Below are 19,809 nucleotides of genomic sequence, written 5' to 3'. Positions count from 1 at the left end.
GAGCGCTCACATCTTGGTCTGCCCCACCAATGGCGTGATCTGACGCCGCTTGAACACCGCCTCCCGCCAGGTGATGAAGCTGATCGCCCCGATGATCACCAGCGCCCCCACCAACACCCAGACATCGGGCTGCTCGCCAAAGGCCAGCCAGCCAAGCAGCACCGCCCAGACCATCTGCAAAAAGCTCACCGGCTGGGTCACGGTGACTGGTGCGGCCTTAAACGCCAGCGTCATGGTGTAGTGGCCCGCCGTGGCAAAACAGGCCACCGCAAACAGGATCACCAGCTCCTCAAACGTGGGCGTCACCCAAACCGACAGCGCCAGCGGCGCAAGCCCGATGGTGACCGTGACAGACAACATGCCGACCACCACCGTGGGGCTAACCTCTTCGCTCAGCTTCTTGGCAATCAGATAGCCCCCGGCAAAGCCCAGCGCCGTGAACAGCATGGCAAAATGCCCGGGGCTCAGCTCACGAAACCCGGGCCGCAGGATGATCGCCACGCCAGCAAGCGCCACAATCACCGCCGCAATCCGGCGAAACGCCAGCTTTTCTCCGAGGAACAAAGCCGCGCCCAGCGTCACATAGACAGGCGAGAGGTAGTTCATCGCTGTCACTTCGGCGATTGGGATTCGCGCCATGGCGAAAAACCACGCCACCACGGCCCCCGTGTGCAAAACCCCTCTCAGCGTGAACAGCCCCACCTGTCGGCGGCTCAGCTTGGCGGCCAGAATGGGCCGGATCATCGGGATCAGAAACACCACGCCCAGCGCATAGCGCAGAAAAGCCGTCTCGGAGGCGGGCAGCCTTGTGCCCACCAGCTTCACCAAAGCCGTCACCGCCACAAAGCACAGCCCCGTGACCAGCATCCAAAACACGCCTTTCAGCGGAGACCCCGCTTCCGTATTTGTCTGAGCTGCATCTGTCATGGCGTCACTTAGGCACGCGCCGCCCCAAGAGTCGAGATAGCAAACAGGTTAACCTTCAAAACTCCGTCATCTGACCGCGAGCCTCTTGCGCAGCGACGGCGCCGCCCCCACTCTTGGCCCGGCCCTGCCCGCGGTCAGCCCGTTGACCCCGGCATTTGATGCAGCCCGTTTACAAAATATTGGGACGCGCGGCCTAAACCGTAGCTGCTGGAACAAGGTGGTCTTTTAATGCGTTCTTCACAGTCTCTTCCTCCCGCCGTGCGCCTGTCGCTCAAACGCGGCCTGATCGCTGCCAGCATCGTTGGCCCGCTTCTGACCTTCATCAACCAGTGGCCCGCGCTTTTTGGAGAGGCCGCCTTTGATCCTCTGGCCGCCTGCCTGACCGCCGTAATCCCCTTCTGTGTCAGCAGCCTGTCGACCTATTTTGCGCAGCCCAAAGCGCGCTCCAGCGAGGAGATCGAGGCAGAACGCGAGCCGGAGATCGAGATCCGCACCGTCGTGGAAGAGCGCACCATCTATCCGGACGGCCTGCAAGACGCCACCGCGCGGGTCGAAACCATCCGCAACAACGCCTCCAACGTGAACCGCACCTCCCGCGAACGGGTGGAATTCATCTCCAACCTCATCACTCAGGCCGAAAGCCTCGGCGTGGTGTTTGACACCCTCAGCGAAGGCGCCAACCGCGCAGCCCAGAAAGCCGCGCAGGTCGGCAATTCCGTGCGCGATGTGACATTGGAGGTCGACGGATTTCTGGATCTGACCACAGACACGACCCAACAGATCACCCACATCGCCACCCCGGTGGCAAAAATCGAAACCACCCTTGCGGAGGTTGGCAGCGCCTCTGAAGCCATTCGCGGGCTGGCCGACCGCATCCGCCTGCTGGCGCTCAACTCCGGCATCGAAGCCGCCCGTGCCGGCGAGCAGGGCCGCGGCTTTGCCATCATCGCGGGCGAAGTGCGTGAGCTTGCCGATATGGCAGAGTCTGACATCTCCCGCATTCTGGAGCGCATGGAAGGGCTGCAACAGGCACAGGCCGATCTCTCTGAGACCGTTGGCAAAGTCGCAATCGCTGCCGAAAAGAGCCTTGAGCGCGGCGAGGCCTGCCGCACTCTGACCCGCTCCATTCAGGAAAACATCGACGGACTCGTCGCCAATATCACCGCCAGCAGCGAAGAGACCCGCCGCCAGCTGCCGCTCTATTCCGAGATTGTCTCCGAAATCCGCAGCATCAAAGACAACACACAGGCCGCGGTGCAGGGCTCACAGAAAAACATCGAACTCTGCGGTGAGGCTCTAAGCCTTCTGGACGTCGCGCCTGCATCCCAAGGCCAGCCGCTTCCTCAGGCCATGTAAGCCCCCGCTTCTCCTCCAAAGCGCGTTGTCCACTAAGGCAGCGGGATAAACTCCTCCGTGTCCCCCGGCGGCAGCTGAAAGCGCCCATGCGCCCAATCCCCGGCAGACCAATCTGCCTTGGCGGCCTCGATCTTCTCTTTGCTGGAGCTGACAAAATTCCAGGAAATATAGCGCGGCCCGTTCATCGTCGCCCCGCCCAGCGCCATCAGCCGCGCGCCCTGCGGCCCGGCCACCGCCGTGATCGCATCCCCGGGGCGAAACACCATCATCTGCCCGGGCTCAAACACATCTCCCGCGATCTCCACCGCGCCCTGCACCACATAAAGCCCGCGATCCTCATGATTGTCCGGCATCGGCAGCTTGGCTCCGGGCTGCAGCACCACATCGGCGTAAAAGGTCTCAGACAGCATCGTCACCGGCGCACGCGCGCCCCAGGCATCCCCAAGGATCAGCCGCACCTCTTTGCCTTCCCCCTCCAGCACCGGCAGCGTCTCCTTGCCGTGATGCTCAAACATCGCCGGATCATCCTCGCGCTCCTCAGGCAGGGCAATCCAGGTCTGAATGCCAAACAGCGAACTCGGCGATTGCCGCGTCATCTCACTGGTGCGCTCTGAATGGGTCACGCCATTTCCGGCCACCATCCAGTTCACCTCTCCGGGGTAAATCATCTGATGGGTGCCAAGACTGTCGCGGTGCTCAAACTCCCCGCGATAAAGATAGGTCACCGTTCCCAGCCCAATATGAGGATGCGGACGCACATCAATGCCCTGCCCGGTCAGAAACTCCGCCGGTCCCATTTCATCAAAGAAAATAAACGGCCCCACCATCTGGCGCTTGGGTGCTGGCAAAGCGCGGCGCACCGAAAACCCGCCCAGATCGCGCGCGCGGGGAATGATGACGGTCTCAATGCTGTCCAGCGTCGCAGCATCAGGGCAAGAAGGCTCAAGGGCGGGGTTCCAACTCATGGCGGGTCTCCTCAGACAACAGCTGCCACAAACCTAGCCGCAAACCGCCTTGCAACAAACCGCGACCCGCGCACAGTCTCTGTGCAACACTGGCGTCAACCACGCCCGCCCGCCTTCTCATTCCCCCAATATCCCGGGTGAAGCCCCAACCTGTTGGGGCGAGGGCAGCGCCCTCAAACACCGTCAGCTTGTTTCTACATGCCCCAGATCAGCTTGGCGGCAATCGCCCACATGGTCAGCCCCACCAACACATCCAGCACCTGCCAGGCGCGCGGATTGGTGAACAGCGGCCGCAACAGCCGCGCCCCAAACCCCAGCGAGAAGAAAAACGCAAAGCTCGCCACCGCAGCTCCAAGTCCAAAGGCCCAGGTGGGGGTATATTGCGCCGAAATCCCCCCAAGCAGCACTACCGTGTCCAGATAGACATGTGGGTTAGCCCAGGTCAGCAGCAAACAGGTGGTGACCGCCGCCCCAAGGCTGCCCACCGTGCGGCCCTTCTCATCCAGCGCGTCGCCGCCCTTCATGGCCGCGCGGAAATTCATCGCGCCATAGACAAAGAGGAACGCCGCGCCCGCATAACGCACAAAATCCAGCGCGCTCGGATTGGCCGCAATCAGCACGCCAAACCCGGCCACGCCCAGGGTGATCAGGATGGTGTCAGAGATCGCACAGGTCAGCACCAGTGGCAGCACATATTCACCCCGCAGGCCTTGGCGCAGCACAAAGGCATTCTGCGCCCCAATCGCCATGATCAGCGAAAATCCAAGCACAAACCCTGCCGCTGCGGGGCCCATAATGCCCGTCTCAATCCCCGTCCCAATGCCTGTCTCAACCATCTGCTGTCCTTCCCGAGCTTGCGGATTGACTAAAGCGCCCCCTACAATTACTCAAATTAAAACATCTTCCGCATCATTAGGAAAACTAATGCAACTCGACTACGCCCATCTCGCCGCTCTTGCCGCGATCCTGCGCACCGGCAGCTTTGAGGCTGCCGCTCAGGAGTTGGGCGTGACCCAATCCGCCATCTCCCAACGGCTGAAAACCCTGGAGGAGCGCGTGGGCATGCCATTGGTGCTGCGCGGCACCCCGTGTGAGGGCACCGAGACCGGCCGCCGTCTGGCCGCGCATCTGGATCAGGTGGGCCTGCTGGAAGGCGCGCTCGCGCGAGATCTGGAAACGCTGTCGCCCCGCGTCGCCCGCCTGCGCATAGCGGTGACCGCCGACAGCCTCGCCACATGGTTTCTCAAAGCCGCCGCCGAGGTGCCTGATCTGCTGTTTGATCTGGTGGTGGATGATCAGGATTTCTCCGCAGACTGGCTGCGCCGCGGCGAGGTCGTGGCGGCCGTGACCGCCCATGAGGCGCCCATTGCGGGCTGTGACAGCACCCCGCTTGGGGCCATGCGCTACGTCGCCTCCGCCAGCCCGACCTATATGGCGCGCCATTTTCCGTCTGGCGTCACGGCAGAGGCGATTGCCACCGCGCCCGTCCTGATCTTTGACGCCAAGGACCGGCTGCAACAGATCTGGATGGCCCGGAATCTCGGCGTCACCCCCACACCGCCCAGCCACCGCCTGCCCTCCTCCACCGGCTTTGTGGAGGCCAGCCTGCGGGGGCTTGGCTGGGGCATGAACCCGGAGCCCCTGATCCGCCCGCATCTGCAAAGCGGCGCGCTGGTGCCGCTGATCCCTGACACCACCTATGACACCCCGCTGTTCTGGCAATCCAGCCGCCTGCTCGCCCCCGCCCTTGAGGCGCTCAGCAAGGCGGTTCAGCGCGTGGCCAAGCAGACCCTGCCGCCCACGTCCTCGCCGACATCGCCATCCACATTCCCGCCGCGCTGACCGCGCATAAAACCAATTTCAATAAAATTTGCATAAATTCCCCGTGCGCCGCGTTGATGTAGTGAGGCACAGCTTTTCCAGCGCCGTTCTCTTGTCGCCAGAAGGCCGCACAGACAGAGAGCGCCCGCGCGGTCTGCCCACCTCGCCCTGACAGTGTCACGCAGACAACCAAAGCGAAGGACTACCAAGATGCACTTTTTGAAATCCCTCCTGTTTCCCGCCCTCCTGACCGCCACGCTCGCCCCCGCCGCGATCACGCCCTTCGCGGCCAGCGCGTCGGCCGCCTCAGCCGAAGCCCCGCAGATCACCGCCACAGCAGAGACCACGCTGATCAACAACGCAGGCAACCCCATCGGCACCGCCAGCTTCATGCAAGGCCCGCGCGGCATTCTGATCTCGCTGTCGGTCAAAGGCCTGCCACCGGGCAAACACGGCATGCATTTTCACGCGGTTGGAGAATGCGCCCCGCTTGACACCTTCAAAGGCGCCCATGGCCATATCATGCCTGGCAACCTGCCCCACGGCTTCTTCAACGCTGACGGCCCGCACGCAGGCAATCTGCCCAATCTGATCGTTGGCGCGGACGGCACCGCAGAGGTCGAGCTCTATACCAATCTTCTGATGCTTGATCAGGGCGACGGCAAAGTGCTCGATGAAGACGGCTCCACCTTGGTGATCCACGCAAATCCGGACAATCACTTTTCCCAACCCATCGGTGGCTCCGGCGGGCGCATCGCCTGCGGCGTCATCACCGCGCGCTGACCTCCTCCCAGCGCGCAAAACAAAAGGCCCGCAGCTCCCCGCCGCGGGCCTTTTTTAAATCTCGGGGACGCAGCCGCTTAGAGCTGCTCCATCACCTCGTCAGAGGCTTCAAAGTTTGCGGTGACACGCTGCACGTCGTCGTCATCTTCCAGCGCGTCAATCAGCTTCATCAGCTTCTGCATGCCTTCCAGATCCATCTCGGTGGTGGTGGTTGGCTTCCAGACAAGCTTGGTGCTGTCAGATTCGCCCAGCGCCGCTTCCAGCGCGTTGGAGACGTCGTTCAGATCGGTGTCTTCACACCAGATGATGTGGCCGTCTTCAGAGCTTTCCACGTCCTCGGCACCCGCCTCGATGGCCGCTTCAAAAACCGCGTCCGCATCACCCACGGAAGCCGGGTAAGTCACCTCGCCCTTGCGGTCAAACATGAAGCCCACAGAGCCGGTCTCGCCCAGGTTGCCGCCATTCTTGGAGAAGGTCGAGCGCACGGTGGAGGCGGTCCGGTTGCGGTTGTCGGTCATCGCCTCAACAATCACCGCCACGCCATTGGGGCCATAGCCCTCATAGCGGATTTCTTCATAGTCATCCCCGTCACCGGCAACGGATTTCTTGATCGCGCGTTCGATCACATCCTTTGGCACGGATTGGCTCTTGGCCTCTTTCACCGCCAGACGCAGACGCGGGTTTTTCTCCGGGTCCGGGTCACCCATTTTTGCAGCAACGGTGATCTCTTTGGAAAGTTTGGAAAACAGCTTGGAGCGCGCGGCGTCCTGACGCCCTTTGCGGTGCTGAATGTTTGCCCATTTACTATGGCCGGCCATGGTTCGCCTCCGGGTCTGTTATGGCAGATGTTCTATATCAGGGGTCTCTATACGTCAGAGCGGCCAAAATCCGCAAGCGGCTTGCGTTTCTTGCCCCCCTACGGTTGAGATGATCGCATCACTTTGACCACAGGCGCTTTTTATGACCACCGATCAGATCATCCTCTTTGCCCTCTTTGGCGGCGTGTTTGTCATGCTGCTCTGGGGGCGGTTTCGCTATGATCTGGTGGCGTTTACCGCCCTGCTGCTGGGCGTTGTGCTTGGCGTGGTCCCCACCAAAGAGGCTTTTTCCGGCTTTGGGCACCCCGCCACGCTGATTGTGGCGCTGGTGCTGATTGTCTCCGCAGGCCTTGTGCGCTCCGGCGCGGTGTTTCTCATCACCCGCACATTGGTGGACAGCGCGCGCAAACTGGGCAGCCATATTGCCATCATCGGGGGCATTGGCGCGCTTTTGTCGGCCTTCATGAACAATGTCGCCGCGCTGGCCCTGCTGATGCCGGTGGACATCCAGACCGCCCGCAAGGCAGGCCGCAGCCCCGCCAAATCGCTCATGCCCCTCTCCTTTGCCACCATCCTTGGCGGCATGGCCACGCTCATCGGCACGCCCCCCAATATCATCATCGCCTCAATCCGCGAAGATGCCCTTGGGGCACCTTTCAGGATGTTTGACTTCGCCCCCGTGGGTGGCCTCACCGCCATCGCCGGCCTGCTGTTTGTGGCGCTTATCGGCTGGCGTCTGATCCCGGATCGCGAAGACGCAGGCAAAAAGGTCTCCGATCTTGGCCAGTATATCGCCGAACTCACCGTGCCCGCAGAGAGCAAACTCATCGGCAAACGTCTGGCCGAGCTTGAGCCCAACGCCGAAGACGCTGATGTGCAGCTCCTTGGCCTCATGCGCGGCGGCAAACGGCTCTATGGTGCGGCGCGCAACAACGTGCTGCGCGAAGGCGACGCGCTGGTGCTCGAAGCCAGCCCCGACGCGCTGGATGAATTCCGCGCCGCGCTCTCGTTGAACTTCTCCGATGAGAAACGCGAGGAGCATCTCAACGCCGCAGGCGACGGTCTCGACATCATCGAAGTTGTGGTGCCCGAAACCGCCCGCATCGCGGGCAAGACCGCGCAGGCGCTTGGCCTTGCGTGGCGTCAGGGCGCGGTGCTTATGGGCATCTCCCGCGAAGGCCGCCGCATCCGCAGCCAGATCCGCAAAACCGTGGTGCAGCCCGGCGACATCCTCCTGATCCTCGTTCACAAGGATCGCGGCCCGGATGTGACCGACTGGCTTGGCTGTCTGCCGCTCGCAGACCGCGGCCTCGTGGTGACGGCCAACAGCAAGATGTGGCTCGCCATCGGTCTCTTTGTGGGCGCAGTCGCCGCCGCCTCGCTTGGGCTGATCTACCTGCCCGTCGCCTTGGGTCTGGTGGTGGTGGCCTATGTGCTCGCCAAGATCGTGCCGCTCTCCGAACTTTACGATCACGTCGAATGGCCGGTGGTGGTCCTGCTTGGCTCCATGATCCCGCTTGGCGCGGCGCTGGACAGCTCCGGCGGCACCGCGCTCATCGCCAACAGCCTTGTCAGCCTCACCGCCGGTCTGCCCGCTTGGGCCGTGCTGACGGTGCTGATGCTCGTGACCATGACGTTGTCTGATGTGCTCAACAACACCGCCACCACCATCGTCGCCGCCCCGGTCGGCATTCAGATGGCGCAGGCGTTGGGTGTCTCCGCCGATCCGTTCCTGATGGCCGTGGCCGTGGCGGCCTCCTCGGCCTTCCTCACCCCCATCGGCCACAAGAACAACACGCTGATCCTCGGCCCCGGCGGCTACAGCTTTGGCGACTACTGGCGCATGGGCCTGCCGCTTGAGATCTTGGTGGTCGCCGTGTCCATCCCCGCCATTCTGGTGTTCTGGCCGCTGTAACCCAATCGCCCGGCAAAGCCGGGCCGCGCCCGACCCTCCCCACGGGAGGGCGCTTTGCCAACGGCGAGCCATAAAGCCACGCTTGTTTTTGATGGAAAGCGCCCGCAGGCATCTTTCGCCATACATGCGCCCACCCAGGGTCAGGCGCGCCCCTCCGTTGCGCCCCTCACCGCACGTTGCCTTCACCTTTCGCGCGGCCTGAAAATCGCACCTCCGCAATACCGACGGGATACCGACGCAAAACAGCCCCCGAAAACCATGGTTAACGGAGGCTGTTGCATGCTGCGAAATATTTGGCTTGTTAGCCGTAGGTCGACACCGCTGTGCCCGCCAGCGCGGCGATGTTCAAAAGGCCCCGCACAGTGATAGACGGCGTCACGATATGCGCGCGGTTGCCCATCCCCATGAGGATCGGACCAACCTCAAGCCCATCCGCCACCGACTTCAGAATGTTGCGGGTCGCACCCGCCGCATCGGTGTTGGAATAGACCAGCACATTGGCTTTGCCGTTGAGCCGCCCACCGGGGAACAGACGCTCCCGCAGCTCCGGATCCAGCGCCGCATCGGTGTGCATTTCTCCTTCATATTCAAAGTCATGCTCGGTTTGATCCAGCACATCCAGTGCCCCGCGCATCACCCGGCCAGAGTGGCTGTCAAGGTTACCAAACTGGCTCCCCGAACACAGGGCAATCTTCGGATCCACCCCAAAGCGCCGCACGTGCCGCGCCGCCGCAATCACCGTCTCCGCAATCTGCTCAGAGGTCGGCTCGATGTGGATATGGGTGTCTGCAAGGAACAGCGGCCCCTTGTCCAGAATGATCAGAGAGAGCGAGCCAATCGGGTGCAACTCATTGTTTTTCAACACATCTGTGACGTAGCGCAGATGCCAGCGATACTCGCCAAAGGTGCCGCAGATCATGCTGTCCGCATCCCCGCGCTCCACCGCAATGGCGGCAATCGCCGTGTTGTTGGTCCGCAGGATCGCCCGCGCACTGTCCGGGCTCACACCATTGCGCCGCAGCTTCTGGTGATAGGTGGTCCAATAGTCGCGATAACGCTCATCCTGCTCCGGGTTGATCAGTTCAAAATCAACCCCCGGCTTGATCTTTAATCCAGCCTTTTCAAGACGATGGCCAACAACTTCCGGACGTCCGATCAGCACCGGCGTGTCCACCGTGTCCTCCAGCATCGCCTGTGCCGTGCGCAGCACCCGCTCGTCTTCCCCCTCGGCAAAGATGATCCGGCGACGCGACATGCTGGCAGATTCATAGACCGGCCGCATGATCATCGAAGACCGGAACACCTGCGCCTGCAGTTTGTCCTCATAGGCGTAGAGATCCAGCTCCTTGGTCGCCACCCCGGATTCAATCGCTGCACGAGCCACAGCCACCGCAATGGTCGGCAGCAGACGTGGATCAAACGGCTTTGGAATCAGGTAGTTAGGGCCAAATGTCAGCTCCTCGCCTTTGTAGGCCGCGCCCACTTCCGCGCTGGTGGTTTCCCGCGCCAACGCCGCGATCGCCTCCACACAGGCGAGCTTCATCTCGTCGTTAATCTCGGTTGCACCCGCATCCAGCGCCCCTCGGAAGATGAAGGGGAAGCAGAGCACGTTGTTGACCTGGTTGGGGTAGTCCGACCGCCCCGTGGCGATCAACGCCCCTGGAGCCGCCTCACGCGCCTCCTCCGGCATGATCTCAGGTGTCGGGTTGGCCAGCGCAAAGATGATCGGATTGTCCGCCATCTGCTCGACCATCTCTTTGGTCAGAAGCCCGGGGCCTGAGACACCAAGGAACAGATCCGCCCCTTCCATGGCCTCCATTGTGGTCCGCTTTTCAGTGGCTTGCGCGAATTCCGCCTTCTCCGGCGTCAGATCGTTGCGCTGCTTGTGCACCACGCCTTTGCTGTCCAGCATCAGGATGTTTTCGTGCTGCACACCCATGGTCATCAGCATCTTGAGACAGGCAATCCCCGCCGCCCCCGCGCCCAGCGCCACGACTTTGATGTCTTCGACCTTTTTCTTGGCCACAATCAAAGCGTTATAGGCTGCCGCAGCTGCCACAATCGCGGTGCCATGCTGGTCATCGTGGAACACCGGAATGTTCATTCGCTCCTTGCAGAGACGCTCCACCAGAAAGCAATCCGGCGCCTTGATATCCTCAAGGTTCACCGCGCCAAAGGTCGGCTCCAGACGGCATACCAGATCCGCCAGTTTCTCCGGATCAGGCTCATTCACCTCAATGTCAAAACAGTCGATCCCGGCGAATTTCTTAAACAGAACCGCCTTGCCTTCCATCACCGGCTTACTCGCCTGCGCCCCGATGTTGCCAAGGCCAAGTACCGCCGTGCCGTTGGAAATCACCGCAACCAGATTGCCTTTGGCGGTGTAACGCGTTGCATCTGCGGGGTTTTTCTCAATCTCGATACAGGCTTCAGCCACGCCCGGGCTGTAGGCACGGCTCAGATCGCGACCGGTTGCCATCGGCTTGGTCGCGCGAATTTCCAGCTTACCGGGCTTTGGAAACTCATGATATTTCAACGCGGCCTCGCGGGCGCGATCATGATCTTTGGTATTTGTCATTTCTATCTCCCAAGTCCCCTCGCACGGCTCAACGCCGCCCCATCAATCGGGCCATATCCAACATCCGGTTGGAAAAGCCCCATTCGTTGTCATACCAGCCGAAGACGCGCAAAAGCCCGCCCACCGAAACGCTGGTTTCTCGCTCGCTCACAATCAGGGATTCCGGCCGCGCCCGCAGGTCTGTGGAGACCAACGGTTTGCGCGTCCACCCTAATATTCCTTTGTTTTCCGCCTCTTGGCGCAACAATGTGTTCACCGCCTCAGCGGTCACCGCGTGCTCCGTCTGGATTGTCAGATCAATGGCTGACACGCTGGCAGTGGGCACACGGATCGCCCGCGCCTCAACCCGCCCTTTCAGATGCGGCAGCACCTTATCAATCATCCGCTGCGCAGAAGTGGTGGTCGGCACCATCGACAAAGCCGCCGCCCGGCTGCGCGCCAGATCGCCACGCGGCTTGTCCACCGTCGGCTGACTGCCCGTATAGCAATGCACCGTGGTCATATGCCCTGAGATCAGCCCGTATTCCGCATCCAACACCCGCATCAGCGGCGCCAAAGCGTTTGTCGTGCAGGAGGCATTGGAGACAATCACCTGATCCTTGAGGGCTGCATCATTGGCGCCAAGCACCACAGTAACGTCAGCCTCATCAGACGGGCCTGAAATCAGCACAGACCGCGCACCCGCTGCCAATCCCCGCTCCGCAATCGCGCGCGTGCCTGCCATGCCGGTACACTCCAACACCACATCAACGGCACTGAGATCGAGCTTGCTGAGATCACTCTGCGCATGAAACGGAACGCGCTTTCCATCCACGATCAGCGCGCCATCAGCAGCCTCGACACTGCCGCGATACGTCCCAAAAACGCTATCATATTCAAAGAGATACGCGCATGTTTCCAGCGGTTCGATGTCATTGATGCCAATGATCTCGATATCGGGATACCCACCTTCTGACAGGATGCGCAAAAGGGTCCGGCCGATGCGGCCAAACCCATTGATGAAAATACGGGTGCGATCTGCGGTCATCTTGCGATCCTGCGAGTCCTCTGGAACGCCAATTGATCCGGTTTGCCGGTCAATTGCCACCCCCAATTCTGCAGAAAAACGACCCAATTTAACCCGTTACCGCTACCACGCGTGGTTTTCTGCGATGCCGTCACGTCACGGCGATTAACGGAGCTTCATGTGCCGGTTGACGTCTTTGTAGAGCAGATAACGGAACTTGCCCGGGCCACCTGCGTAACACGCCTGCGGGCAGAAGGCGCGCAGCCACATGTAGTCGCCGGCCTCGACCTCGACCCAATCCTGATTGAGCTTATAAACCGCTTTGCCTTCAAGCACATAGAGCCCATGCTCCATCACATGTGTCTCCAAGAAGGGGATCACGCCGCCCGGCTCAAAGGTCACGATATTGACGTGCATGTCATGGCGCATGTCGTCAGGGTCCACAAATCGCGTGGTGCCCCAAGCGCCATCGGTATCTGGCATATGCCGGATGGGGGTGTCCGCATCGCTGGTGACAAAAGCCTCAGGCGCATCAATCCCGTCAACCGCTTCATAAAGCTTGCGAATCCAATGGAATTTCGCGTTTTGCTCTGAGCGATTGATCAGGCGCCAATTGCACCCAGCCGGAAGATAGGTGTAGCCGCCTACAGACAAAGTGTGATCTTTGCCCTCAATGGACAAAGACACCTCGCCCTCCACCACAAAGAGAACACCCTGTGCGCCCGCCTCAAGCTCAGGCTTGTCGCTGCCGCCACCAGGCGCAACGTCCACGATATAATGCGAGAACGTCTCGCTGAACCCGGACATCGGGCGCGCAATGACCCACACACGGGTGTCGCGCCAGAACGGCAGGTTGGAAGTGACGATATCCGTCAACGTGCCCTTGGGGATCACGGCAAAACTCTCGGTAAACATCGCCCGATCCGTCAGCAACTGTGTCTGAGGCGGCAACCCGCCCTGCGGTGCGAAATACGGTGTTTTGGTCATGAAAACCCTCCAGAAAAGTCTCGGCCCATCATTGCCAAACTCTCCGCTCAGGCCAATGCACAAGGCGGGTTTTATGAGCTGAAGGAGTGTTGCGCTTTTCTTGAAAATACCCCGGCGCTTTGTGCCCGAAGTTGAAGATCACTCAAAGGGTTCGATCAGCTCTGGCCCTGATGCCCGATTTGAGTTCACCGCGCGATCCACCTGATGAAAGGACAAGAGATCCTCATTCGCTGCTTTCATCAAAGTCGCGGCACCGTGCCCCTTTTCCCCAAGCCAAAGGCCCCAATCATCCTCATCAATCACCACAGGCATGCGATGATGGATCTGAGACATGGTCTCATTGGCAGATGTGGTGACAACCGCACAGGTCGCGATGCGCTCACCTTCAACGCCCCACTCCTGCCACACCCCCGCCAGCGCCAAGGTCTCTGACCCATGAATGTACCAAGGCCAGCGAGTGCCCTCAGAATCCTTGGTCCATTCATAAAACCCCGTCACCGGGATCAAACAACGCCGCTTCCGGCAAGCCCTTCGAAAGGCAGGCTTTTCTGCGATGGTTTCGGCCCGCGCGTTGATCAGCAAGGGGCCATCATTCGGGGCTTTGTACCAGCTGGGCAGAAAGCCCCACCGCATGGAGACCAGCTTGCGCCCCACATCAGCCCCCCCCAAAACCACATGAATTTGCGTGGTTGGGCAGACATTGTAATTTGGCACCTGCGGCAGGTTGTTGGCCGGGGAGGCCGCGAACATCTGCGCCATGGCGTCATTTGGCAGGGTAACCGCCACACGTCCACACATCAGCGATGGGCCTTTCGCGCCATCTCGATCCGTGCTTCCATCATGGACATGTCCTTCATGATGTCGCGCCGCTTGGTGCGGTCGCCCGTTTCTCGCAATTGTTCCCGCAGCTTCGCCAGCTCACGGGACAAGGACACAAACTCTGGCACGCCACCGCTTTCTTTCACCAGCCGATTGATCAAAGCGTTTTCGGGATCTTCTTCCTTTGGCAAAGGCTTTCCCGCTCCTGCCAGGTTGTCAAATTCGCCAGCCTCCTCAGCCTCGCGAATTTTCTGATTGATCAGATCGATCAGCGGATGATCCATAACGCCCTCAAAGCAAAACCCCCGCCAGTTTCCCGGCGAGGGTCAGAAACGTCAAGCAATCAGGCGCTTACTTTTTGCTGATACGGCCATCCAGAGCCGCCGCACCCGCGCCATTCTTGGCCAGATACTCTGCAGTCACATCCGCCAAGTCCGGGCCATAGTCATAGGCATTTTCAGCGTCGCGGAACATTTTGTAGCCATCGCCACCGTTACGCACATAGTTGTTGGACACAACGCCATAAACCTTGGCGAGATCAATTGGCGCGCCGCCAACCATTACGTCGCTGATGCGGCTGCCTGCGTCTGCGGCGGCATCAAAGCTGAAGGTCATACCGGCAACCTGCGGGAAGCGGCCTGCGCCATCTTCGATCTGGCTCACACCGTTTTCCAGAGCGGCCACAATGGTTTCGCCGGTCACTTGGAAGGTGGACAGAGTGTTCTGGAATGGCAGCACCGTGAGCACCTCACCCATGGTCACTTCGCCCGCGTCGATGGACGCCCGCAGACCACCACCGTTTTGGATCGCGATTTCAACACCTTGATCTTTCACACGATCCAGCATCGCGCCTGCCACAAGGTTGCCCATGGCGCACTCGCCTGCCCGGCAGGATCCACGGTCGCCATCAATCGCCGCGTCGGTCGAAGCAACCACGCGTGATTTCATCTCTTCAATCGGGCCAGCCAGCTCGGCCACGCGCGCGACGATGTCCTGATCTTCCGCCACAGAGGCGTCGAGCAGAATGGTGTCGCCGGTTGCTTCGGTCACATTGCCTGCATCATCAAAGGTCAGGGTCAGGTGGCCAACATATTTGGAATAGGCATATGCCTGCACCACAGGCACGTTGCCAACCATGGTTGGATAGGCCATCGCGCCTTCTTCGGTGTTGGAGAACTTGGTGTGGGAGTGACCACCGACAACCGCATCCACGCCAGACACGGCGCCTGCGATCTCCATATCTTTGTTCACACCTACGTGGTTCAGCGCGATGATCTTGGTCACGCCTTCCGCGGTCAGCGCATCTACATCCGCCTGCAGGGCTTCAATCTCATTCTGGAAGATCACCGCTTCGCCAGGGCTTGAGGTTTCAGCCGTGTCCGTGGCGAGCGCGGAGATGATGGCGACCTTTTCACCGCCAACTTCCAGCACCACATGGTTGGTCACTTTGCCCGCAAGAACATCGGATTGGGAGACATCAAGGTTGCCGGAAATCACCGGGAAGGATACGCCTTCGACCAATTTGAGCAGACCTTCCGGACCATCATCAAATTCGTGGTTACCCACGGCCATGGCGTCAAAACCGATCTTCTCCATCATCTCGATTTCCACGTCACCTTTGTAGGTCGTGTACATCAGGGAGCCTTGGTACTGGTCGCCGGCATCCAGAACCACGAGGTTCTGACCAGCCAATTCCTCGCGCAGTTCGGCAATCTTGGTCGCCACACGCGCATAGCCGCCAAAGCATTTGCCCTCTGCATTGTCCTCAGCCTTACAGGTCGAGTCATACTTGTTGATCGGCTCAATACGGCTGTGCAGATCGTTGATATGTACAATGTGCAAAGTATAGTCGGCGGCTGCCATACCAGCGGTTACGGCGAGCGCTGCGGCCCCTGTCATCAAACGCGCAATCATGGAGAATCCCTTCTCGTTTTTATCATTCAGTCAATATCGTGCCGCTTAAATGACGCGCATGTCAAAGGTTTAACAAAAGCTGTACAGCTTGACCTTGCGCCGCGCCCGTTGCATGAGCAAGCCATGCTTATTTTCAAGATTTTTCGGGCCGAGGAATGGGCCACTCTGCGCGCCGAGGGCCAAACGGCAGGCGCACCCGTGGATATTGCAGATGGCTTTGTCCATTTCTCGACAGCGGAACAGGCTGCGGAAACCGCCGCCAAACACTTCGCCGGAGAGGAAAACCTGTATCTGCTCGCGGTAGAGGCTGACACCCTTGGGGAGGATCTGAAGTGGGAGGTCTCTCGCGGTGGTGCCCTCTTCCCGCATCTCTACCGGGCTTTCGCGCTTTCAGATGTCCTCTGGGCACAGCCTCTCCCGCTCGTCGATGGTGCGCATCAATTTCCGGCAGGGTTGAGCCAATGAGCGGTGGGCGTCTTCTTGAAACGCTGGGCATGAAAGCCCTGCGCAGCATTGATCCGGAAACCTCCCATGGTCTGGCGATCCGCGCCATTCAAATGGGCCTCGCCAATGCGCCTGGGCAAATCACCTCACCGCGCCTGCGCACCACTGTCGCGGACCTTGATCTGCCCAACCCCGTTGGTCTTGCCGCCGGATTTGACAAAAATGCCACCGCGCTTTCTGGCCTCGCTAAATCGGGGTTTGGTTTTGTCGAAGTGGGGGCAGCAACGCCGCGGCCACAGCCCGGCAATCCCAAACCGCGCTTGTTTCGCCTGACCGAGGACCAAGCCGCCATCAACCGCTTTGGCTTTAACAATGACGGTATGGAGGCTATCGGCGCGCGCCTGGCACAGCGTCCGAAAGACGCCGTGATCGGCCTCAACCTCGGCGCCAACAAAGACAGCGAGAACCGCGCCGAGGATTTTGCCCGCGTGTTGGCACATTGTGGCGCGCATCTGGACTTCGCAACGGTCAATGTCAGTTCGCCCAACACCGAAAAACTGCGTGATTTGCAAGGCAAAGCCGCGCTTTCCGCCCTTCTGAGTGGTGTCATGCAGACCCGCGACACCCTGAGCCGCAAAATCCCGGTATTCCTGAAAATCGCGCCGGATCTCACGGATGCCGAACTTGGCGAAATCGCTGAGGTTGCTCAGGAAACTGGCGTGGACGCGGTCATTTCAACCAACACAACACTCGACCGAGATGGCCTGGCCAGCGCCCACAAGGGCGAGGCTGGCGGTCTCTCAGGTGCACCGCTCTTTGAGAAATCGACCCGCGTTTTGGCACGTTTGTCTAAGCTGACGGACGGCACTCTGCCTCTCATCGGGGTCGGTGGTATTGGCTCTGCAGAACAGGCCTATGCCAAGATCTGCGCAGGCGCCTCTGCGGTGCAACTTTATACAGCGCTTGTCTACGGCGGGTTTTCACTTGCAGAGACCATCGTGCGTGAATTGGACGGCTTGCTGGAGCGCGACGGTTTTGCAAATGTCGCAGAAGCTGTTGGAAGCAAACGAAAGGACTGGCTGTGATCACCATTTGGCACAACCCACGCTGCTCTAAATCACGCCAAACTCTGGCTATTGTTGAAGAAAAAGGCGACGTCACTGTGCGTCGTTACCTCGAAGACGCGCCCAGCGCGGAAGAGATTGCCGAGGTTCAGAAACTCTTGGGCCTCAAAGCCGTCGACATGTTGCGCAACAAGGAAAAGCGCATTGCGGAACTTGGCCTGAGCAAGTCTGACGACGACGCCACTTTGCGCGCGGCTATGGCGGAAAACCCGATCCTGATTGAACGTCCGATTGTGCTTAAAGATGGCAAAGCCGCCATTGGACGACCTCCGGAAGCGGTTCTGGAAATCCTTTAAGCTACTGCGATTGCTGCGCTAAAACACTTTGAGAGCGCGGGAACGATACCTCCGCGCTCAAGCGGCCCCAATCAGCCCGATTGGAACACCGCACCAACTTCTGCCTTGATGATCCGCGCAATCAGCGCGCAATCCTCAAGCGAAAACGTCAGTGGAATGCGCATATCCACAATGCCCTTCAGGATCCGGTCAGATTTTGGCATCGGCACGCTCGGGGCAAAGCGCCAACTGTCGTAACGGGACGTGAAAGCCACAGGCTCGGCACCGCCAAACCACTTCAACTCCACACCGCGCGTACCACAGCGCTTCAGCACCTCGTTGATCTTCTCAACCGACCAATCCAGCAGCAAAAACTGGACCGAGCTGCCCACGTAGCCTTCGCCTTCAGGCCGCTCCACAACGGTCAGCCCGGGCGTATCGCGCAACCCATTCAAGATCACATCGTGCCGCGCATTCCAGGCCGCGACACTGTCAGAAAGCTTGCGCAGTTGCGGGCGCAGGATGGCGGCGCGCAAGTGATCCATACGGCCGGACACATTTGGCGTGTCATACTTCACGCCTTCAAAAACCTCGGCCTCGGGCACGGCCCCATTGCGCCCATAGAGCATGTAGCTGCCGGACAAGATGGTCGCCCGCGCTATGAGATCCGCATCATCACTGATCAGAAAGCCGCCTTCGCCCGAGTTCATATGCTTGTAGGTCTGCGTTGAATAACACGCCATCGCCCCAAACCGGCCAGATGGGATGCCGCGCCAGTCGCCGCCCATTGTGTGCGCGCAATCTTCAATCACCCGAATGCCGTGCTGGGCGCAAATCGCCATCAACGCATCCATATCGCAGATATGCCCCCGCATATGCGACAGCATCAGAACATCTGCCTGATCGGCCTTGGCTTCCAGATCTTCCAGATCAATCACCAAGCCTTCGGTCACGCCCACGAACACCGGCACAGCCCCCACGCTCGCGATCGCACCGGGAACCGGAGCCAGCGTGAAGGCATTCGTCAGCACTTTGTCCCCAGCGCCAACGCCCATTGCCCGCAAGGCGCAGCCCATCGCATAGCCGCCCGAGGCCACCGCGAGACAGTATTTCGCGCCCACACTCTGTGCAAATTCTTGCTCCAACAAAGAGACTTCACCCACCTCCCCTTCGGTCAGGTTGTAGCGATGCAAACGCCCAGTACGCATGACTTCTACGGCGGCGGCAATCGCCTCCTCAGAGATGGGTTCCTGCTGGGTGAAATTGCCGGTAAAAACTTCGCTCATTGGGGCCTCAATGAATTAACGCTGCATAAGCATTACGAGAGATCGGATGCCGCCGCAATCAACTGACGGGATCTGCCAGCAGAGTATCCACCACCTGCGGCAATGAAGCGTAGTCATGCAGCAATGCCTCGGGGTCGAGCGCGGCCATATCCTCTCCACTGGGCCCGAAGGTCACCAATACGCTCGGAACACCCGCTGCCTTGGCTGTATTGCGGTCTGTATCGCTGTCGCCAACCAGGAGCGTTTTTGCCGGATCGCCTCCCAAGCGACGCGCGGTTTCGATTAAAGGTGCGGGGTCAGGTTTGCGCACAGGCAATGTATCCGCTCCGACCAAGGCCCCAAAGGCCTCGCGCACGCCCAGCGCGATCAAGAGCTGTTGGGCCAGCGCTTCAGGCTTGTTGGTGCAAATGCCCACGCCATAGCCAAGCGCTTTCAACTGCTCCACAGCCTCCATCGCACCATCATAGAGCACAGTGTGCTCGGCAATAGCGCCGCCGTAAGCCTCAAGCAGAACTGGATAATAGCGCTCGATCGTCGCCTCATTCATCGCGCCCATACGTGTGAGCCCCTCGGTGAGCATCCGCCGCCCGCCGCGCAAAGCAACGCCTGCATCCCGTTCAGCGCTTAAAACGTCACCATACCCCATGTCCCGAAAACAATGGTTGGCCGCTGCAATCAGATCCCCACTTGTGTCCGCCAGAGTTCCATCCAGATCAAAAACCACTGTTTTCATCCGCTTATCCCTTAAAATGCGCGAGTTCCCGCCCACGGCTGTTACAAGGCGCAACCTG

The 19,809-nt window shown here is 60.1% G+C and carries 18 protein-coding genes and 1 pseudogene; 7 read left to right on the top strand and 12 right to left on the bottom strand.

The features are described 5' to 3' along the window. Nucleotides 1-6: 6 nt before the first annotated feature. Nucleotides 7-933 (bottom strand): annotated as a pseudogene (locus J7412_RS20680) (DMT family transporter); the annotation flags it as partial. A 222-nt stretch (nt 934-1,155) separates the two neighbouring features. On the opposite strand from J7412_RS20680, the gene J7412_RS20675 reads away from it, so the two are divergent. Next, entirely contained in the window at nt 1,156-2,283 is a 1,128-nt protein-coding gene (locus tag J7412_RS20675) for a methyl-accepting chemotaxis protein (protein ID WP_209081354.1), read from the top strand. Between the two features lie 32 nt (nt 2,284-2,315). Here J7412_RS20675 and J7412_RS20670 read toward each other — a convergent pair whose 3' ends face one another. Beyond that, nucleotides 2,316-3,248, bottom strand: a complete 933-nt coding sequence (locus J7412_RS20670) for a pirin family protein (protein WP_209081347.1) — start codon at nt 3,246-3,248, stop codon at nt 2,316-2,318. Nucleotides 3,249-3,442: 194 nt separating this feature from the next. Then, on the bottom strand, nt 3,443-4,084 hold the full coding sequence (locus J7412_RS20665; RefSeq protein WP_247744036.1) for a LysE/ArgO family amino acid transporter: 642 nt from the start codon (nt 4,082-4,084) through the stop codon (nt 3,443-3,445). An 88-nt stretch (nt 4,085-4,172) separates the two neighbouring features. On the opposite strand from J7412_RS20665, the gene J7412_RS20660 reads away from it, so the two are divergent. Both J7412_RS20660 and J7412_RS20655 read left to right on the top strand, forming a co-directional pair. Continuing rightward, the gene (locus J7412_RS20660) at nt 4,173-5,090 is read left to right on the top strand and encodes a LysR family transcriptional regulator ArgP (RefSeq protein WP_209081345.1); all 918 of its coding nucleotides are present in this window, start codon (nt 4,173-4,175) and stop codon (nt 5,088-5,090) included. Between the two features lie 189 nt (nt 5,091-5,279). After that, a complete protein-coding gene (locus J7412_RS20655; RefSeq protein WP_209081343.1) occupies nt 5,280-5,852 on the top strand; it encodes a superoxide dismutase family protein in 573 nt (190 codons plus the stop codon). Nucleotides 5,853-5,929: 77 nt separating this feature from the next. On the opposite strand, the gene J7412_RS20650 is transcribed toward J7412_RS20655, so the two are convergent. Next, on the bottom strand, nt 5,930-6,670 hold the full coding sequence (locus tag J7412_RS20650; protein ID WP_209066062.1) for a YebC/PmpR family DNA-binding transcriptional regulator: 741 nt from the start codon (nt 6,668-6,670) through the stop codon (nt 5,930-5,932). Between the two features lie 142 nt (nt 6,671-6,812). On the opposite strand from J7412_RS20650, the gene J7412_RS20645 reads away from it, so the two are divergent. Continuing rightward, nucleotides 6,813-8,585 carry an SLC13 family permease gene (locus J7412_RS20645; protein WP_209081341.1) on the top strand — a complete coding sequence of 591 codons (1,773 nt, stop codon included), beginning with the start codon at nt 6,813-6,815 and terminating at the stop codon, nt 8,583-8,585. A gap of 301 nt (nt 8,586-8,886) precedes the next feature. Here J7412_RS20645 and J7412_RS20640 read toward each other — a convergent pair whose 3' ends face one another. The 6 genes from J7412_RS20640 to J7412_RS20615 form a co-directional block, all read right to left on the bottom strand. Next, on the bottom strand, nt 8,887-11,163 hold the full coding sequence (locus J7412_RS20640; RefSeq protein WP_209066058.1) for an NADP-dependent malic enzyme: 2,277 nt from the start codon (nt 11,161-11,163) through the stop codon (nt 8,887-8,889). 28 nt (nt 11,164-11,191) lie between these two features. Further along, nucleotides 11,192-12,190 (bottom strand): type I glyceraldehyde-3-phosphate dehydrogenase, encoded by a 999-nt coding sequence (locus tag J7412_RS20635; RefSeq protein WP_209081339.1) that lies wholly within the window; start codon nt 12,188-12,190, stop codon nt 11,192-11,194. A gap of 144 nt (nt 12,191-12,334) precedes the next feature. Further along, entirely contained in the window at nt 12,335-13,156 is an 822-nt protein-coding gene (locus tag J7412_RS20630; protein ID WP_209081336.1) for a bifunctional allantoicase/(S)-ureidoglycine aminohydrolase, read from the bottom strand. A gap of 138 nt (nt 13,157-13,294) precedes the next feature. Beyond that, nucleotides 13,295-13,954, bottom strand: coding sequence for an SOS response-associated peptidase (locus tag J7412_RS20625; RefSeq protein ID WP_209081334.1), 660 nt, complete (start codon nt 13,952-13,954; stop codon nt 13,295-13,297). After that, nucleotides 13,954-14,259, bottom strand: a complete 306-nt coding sequence (locus J7412_RS20620; RefSeq protein ID WP_209081332.1) for a DUF1992 domain-containing protein — start codon at nt 14,257-14,259, stop codon at nt 13,954-13,956. Before J7412_RS20620 ends, J7412_RS20625 begins: the two co-directional genes overlap by 1 nt. A 67-nt stretch (nt 14,260-14,326) precedes the next feature. Further along, complete coding sequence (locus tag J7412_RS20615) at nt 14,327-15,889, bottom strand: 5'-nucleotidase C-terminal domain-containing protein (RefSeq protein WP_209081324.1); 1,563 nt, start codon at nt 15,887-15,889, stop codon at nt 14,327-14,329. A 123-nt stretch (nt 15,890-16,012) separates the two neighbouring features. On the opposite strand from J7412_RS20615, the gene J7412_RS20610 reads away from it, so the two are divergent. From J7412_RS20610 to arsC, 3 genes are read left to right on the top strand one after another with little or no spacing between them, the layout of a single operon-like run. After that, entirely contained in the window at nt 16,013-16,354 is a 342-nt protein-coding gene (locus tag J7412_RS20610) for a DUF952 domain-containing protein (RefSeq protein WP_209081322.1), read from the top strand. After that, nucleotides 16,351-17,418, top strand: coding sequence for a quinone-dependent dihydroorotate dehydrogenase (locus J7412_RS20605; RefSeq protein ID WP_209081320.1), 1,068 nt, complete (start codon nt 16,351-16,353; stop codon nt 17,416-17,418). The genes J7412_RS20610 and J7412_RS20605 overlap by 4 nt, the downstream gene beginning before the upstream one ends. Beyond that, on the top strand, nt 17,415-17,753 hold the full coding sequence (arsC, locus tag J7412_RS20600; RefSeq protein WP_209081318.1) for an arsenate reductase (glutaredoxin): 339 nt from the start codon (nt 17,415-17,417) through the stop codon (nt 17,751-17,753). The genes J7412_RS20605 and arsC overlap by 4 nt, the downstream gene beginning before the upstream one ends. Before the next feature lie 71 nt (nt 17,754-17,824). On the opposite strand, the gene J7412_RS20595 is transcribed toward arsC, so the two are convergent. Both J7412_RS20595 and J7412_RS20590 read right to left on the bottom strand, forming a co-directional pair. Continuing rightward, entirely contained in the window at nt 17,825-19,018 is a 1,194-nt protein-coding gene (locus J7412_RS20595; RefSeq protein ID WP_209081316.1) for an aminotransferase class I/II-fold pyridoxal phosphate-dependent enzyme, read from the bottom strand. A gap of 58 nt (nt 19,019-19,076) precedes the next feature. Further along, entirely contained in the window at nt 19,077-19,751 is a 675-nt protein-coding gene (locus tag J7412_RS20590) for an HAD-IA family hydrolase (protein ID WP_209081314.1), read from the bottom strand. Nucleotides 19,752-19,809: the final 58 nt, after the last annotated feature.

This window comes from Shimia sp. R9_3, from assembly GCF_017743755.1.
GTDB lineage: Bacteria > Pseudomonadota > Alphaproteobacteria > Rhodobacterales > Rhodobacteraceae > Shimia.
The sequence above is the reverse complement of the archived record's forward strand: the minus strand, read 5'-3'. Positions and strand labels throughout refer to the sequence as shown.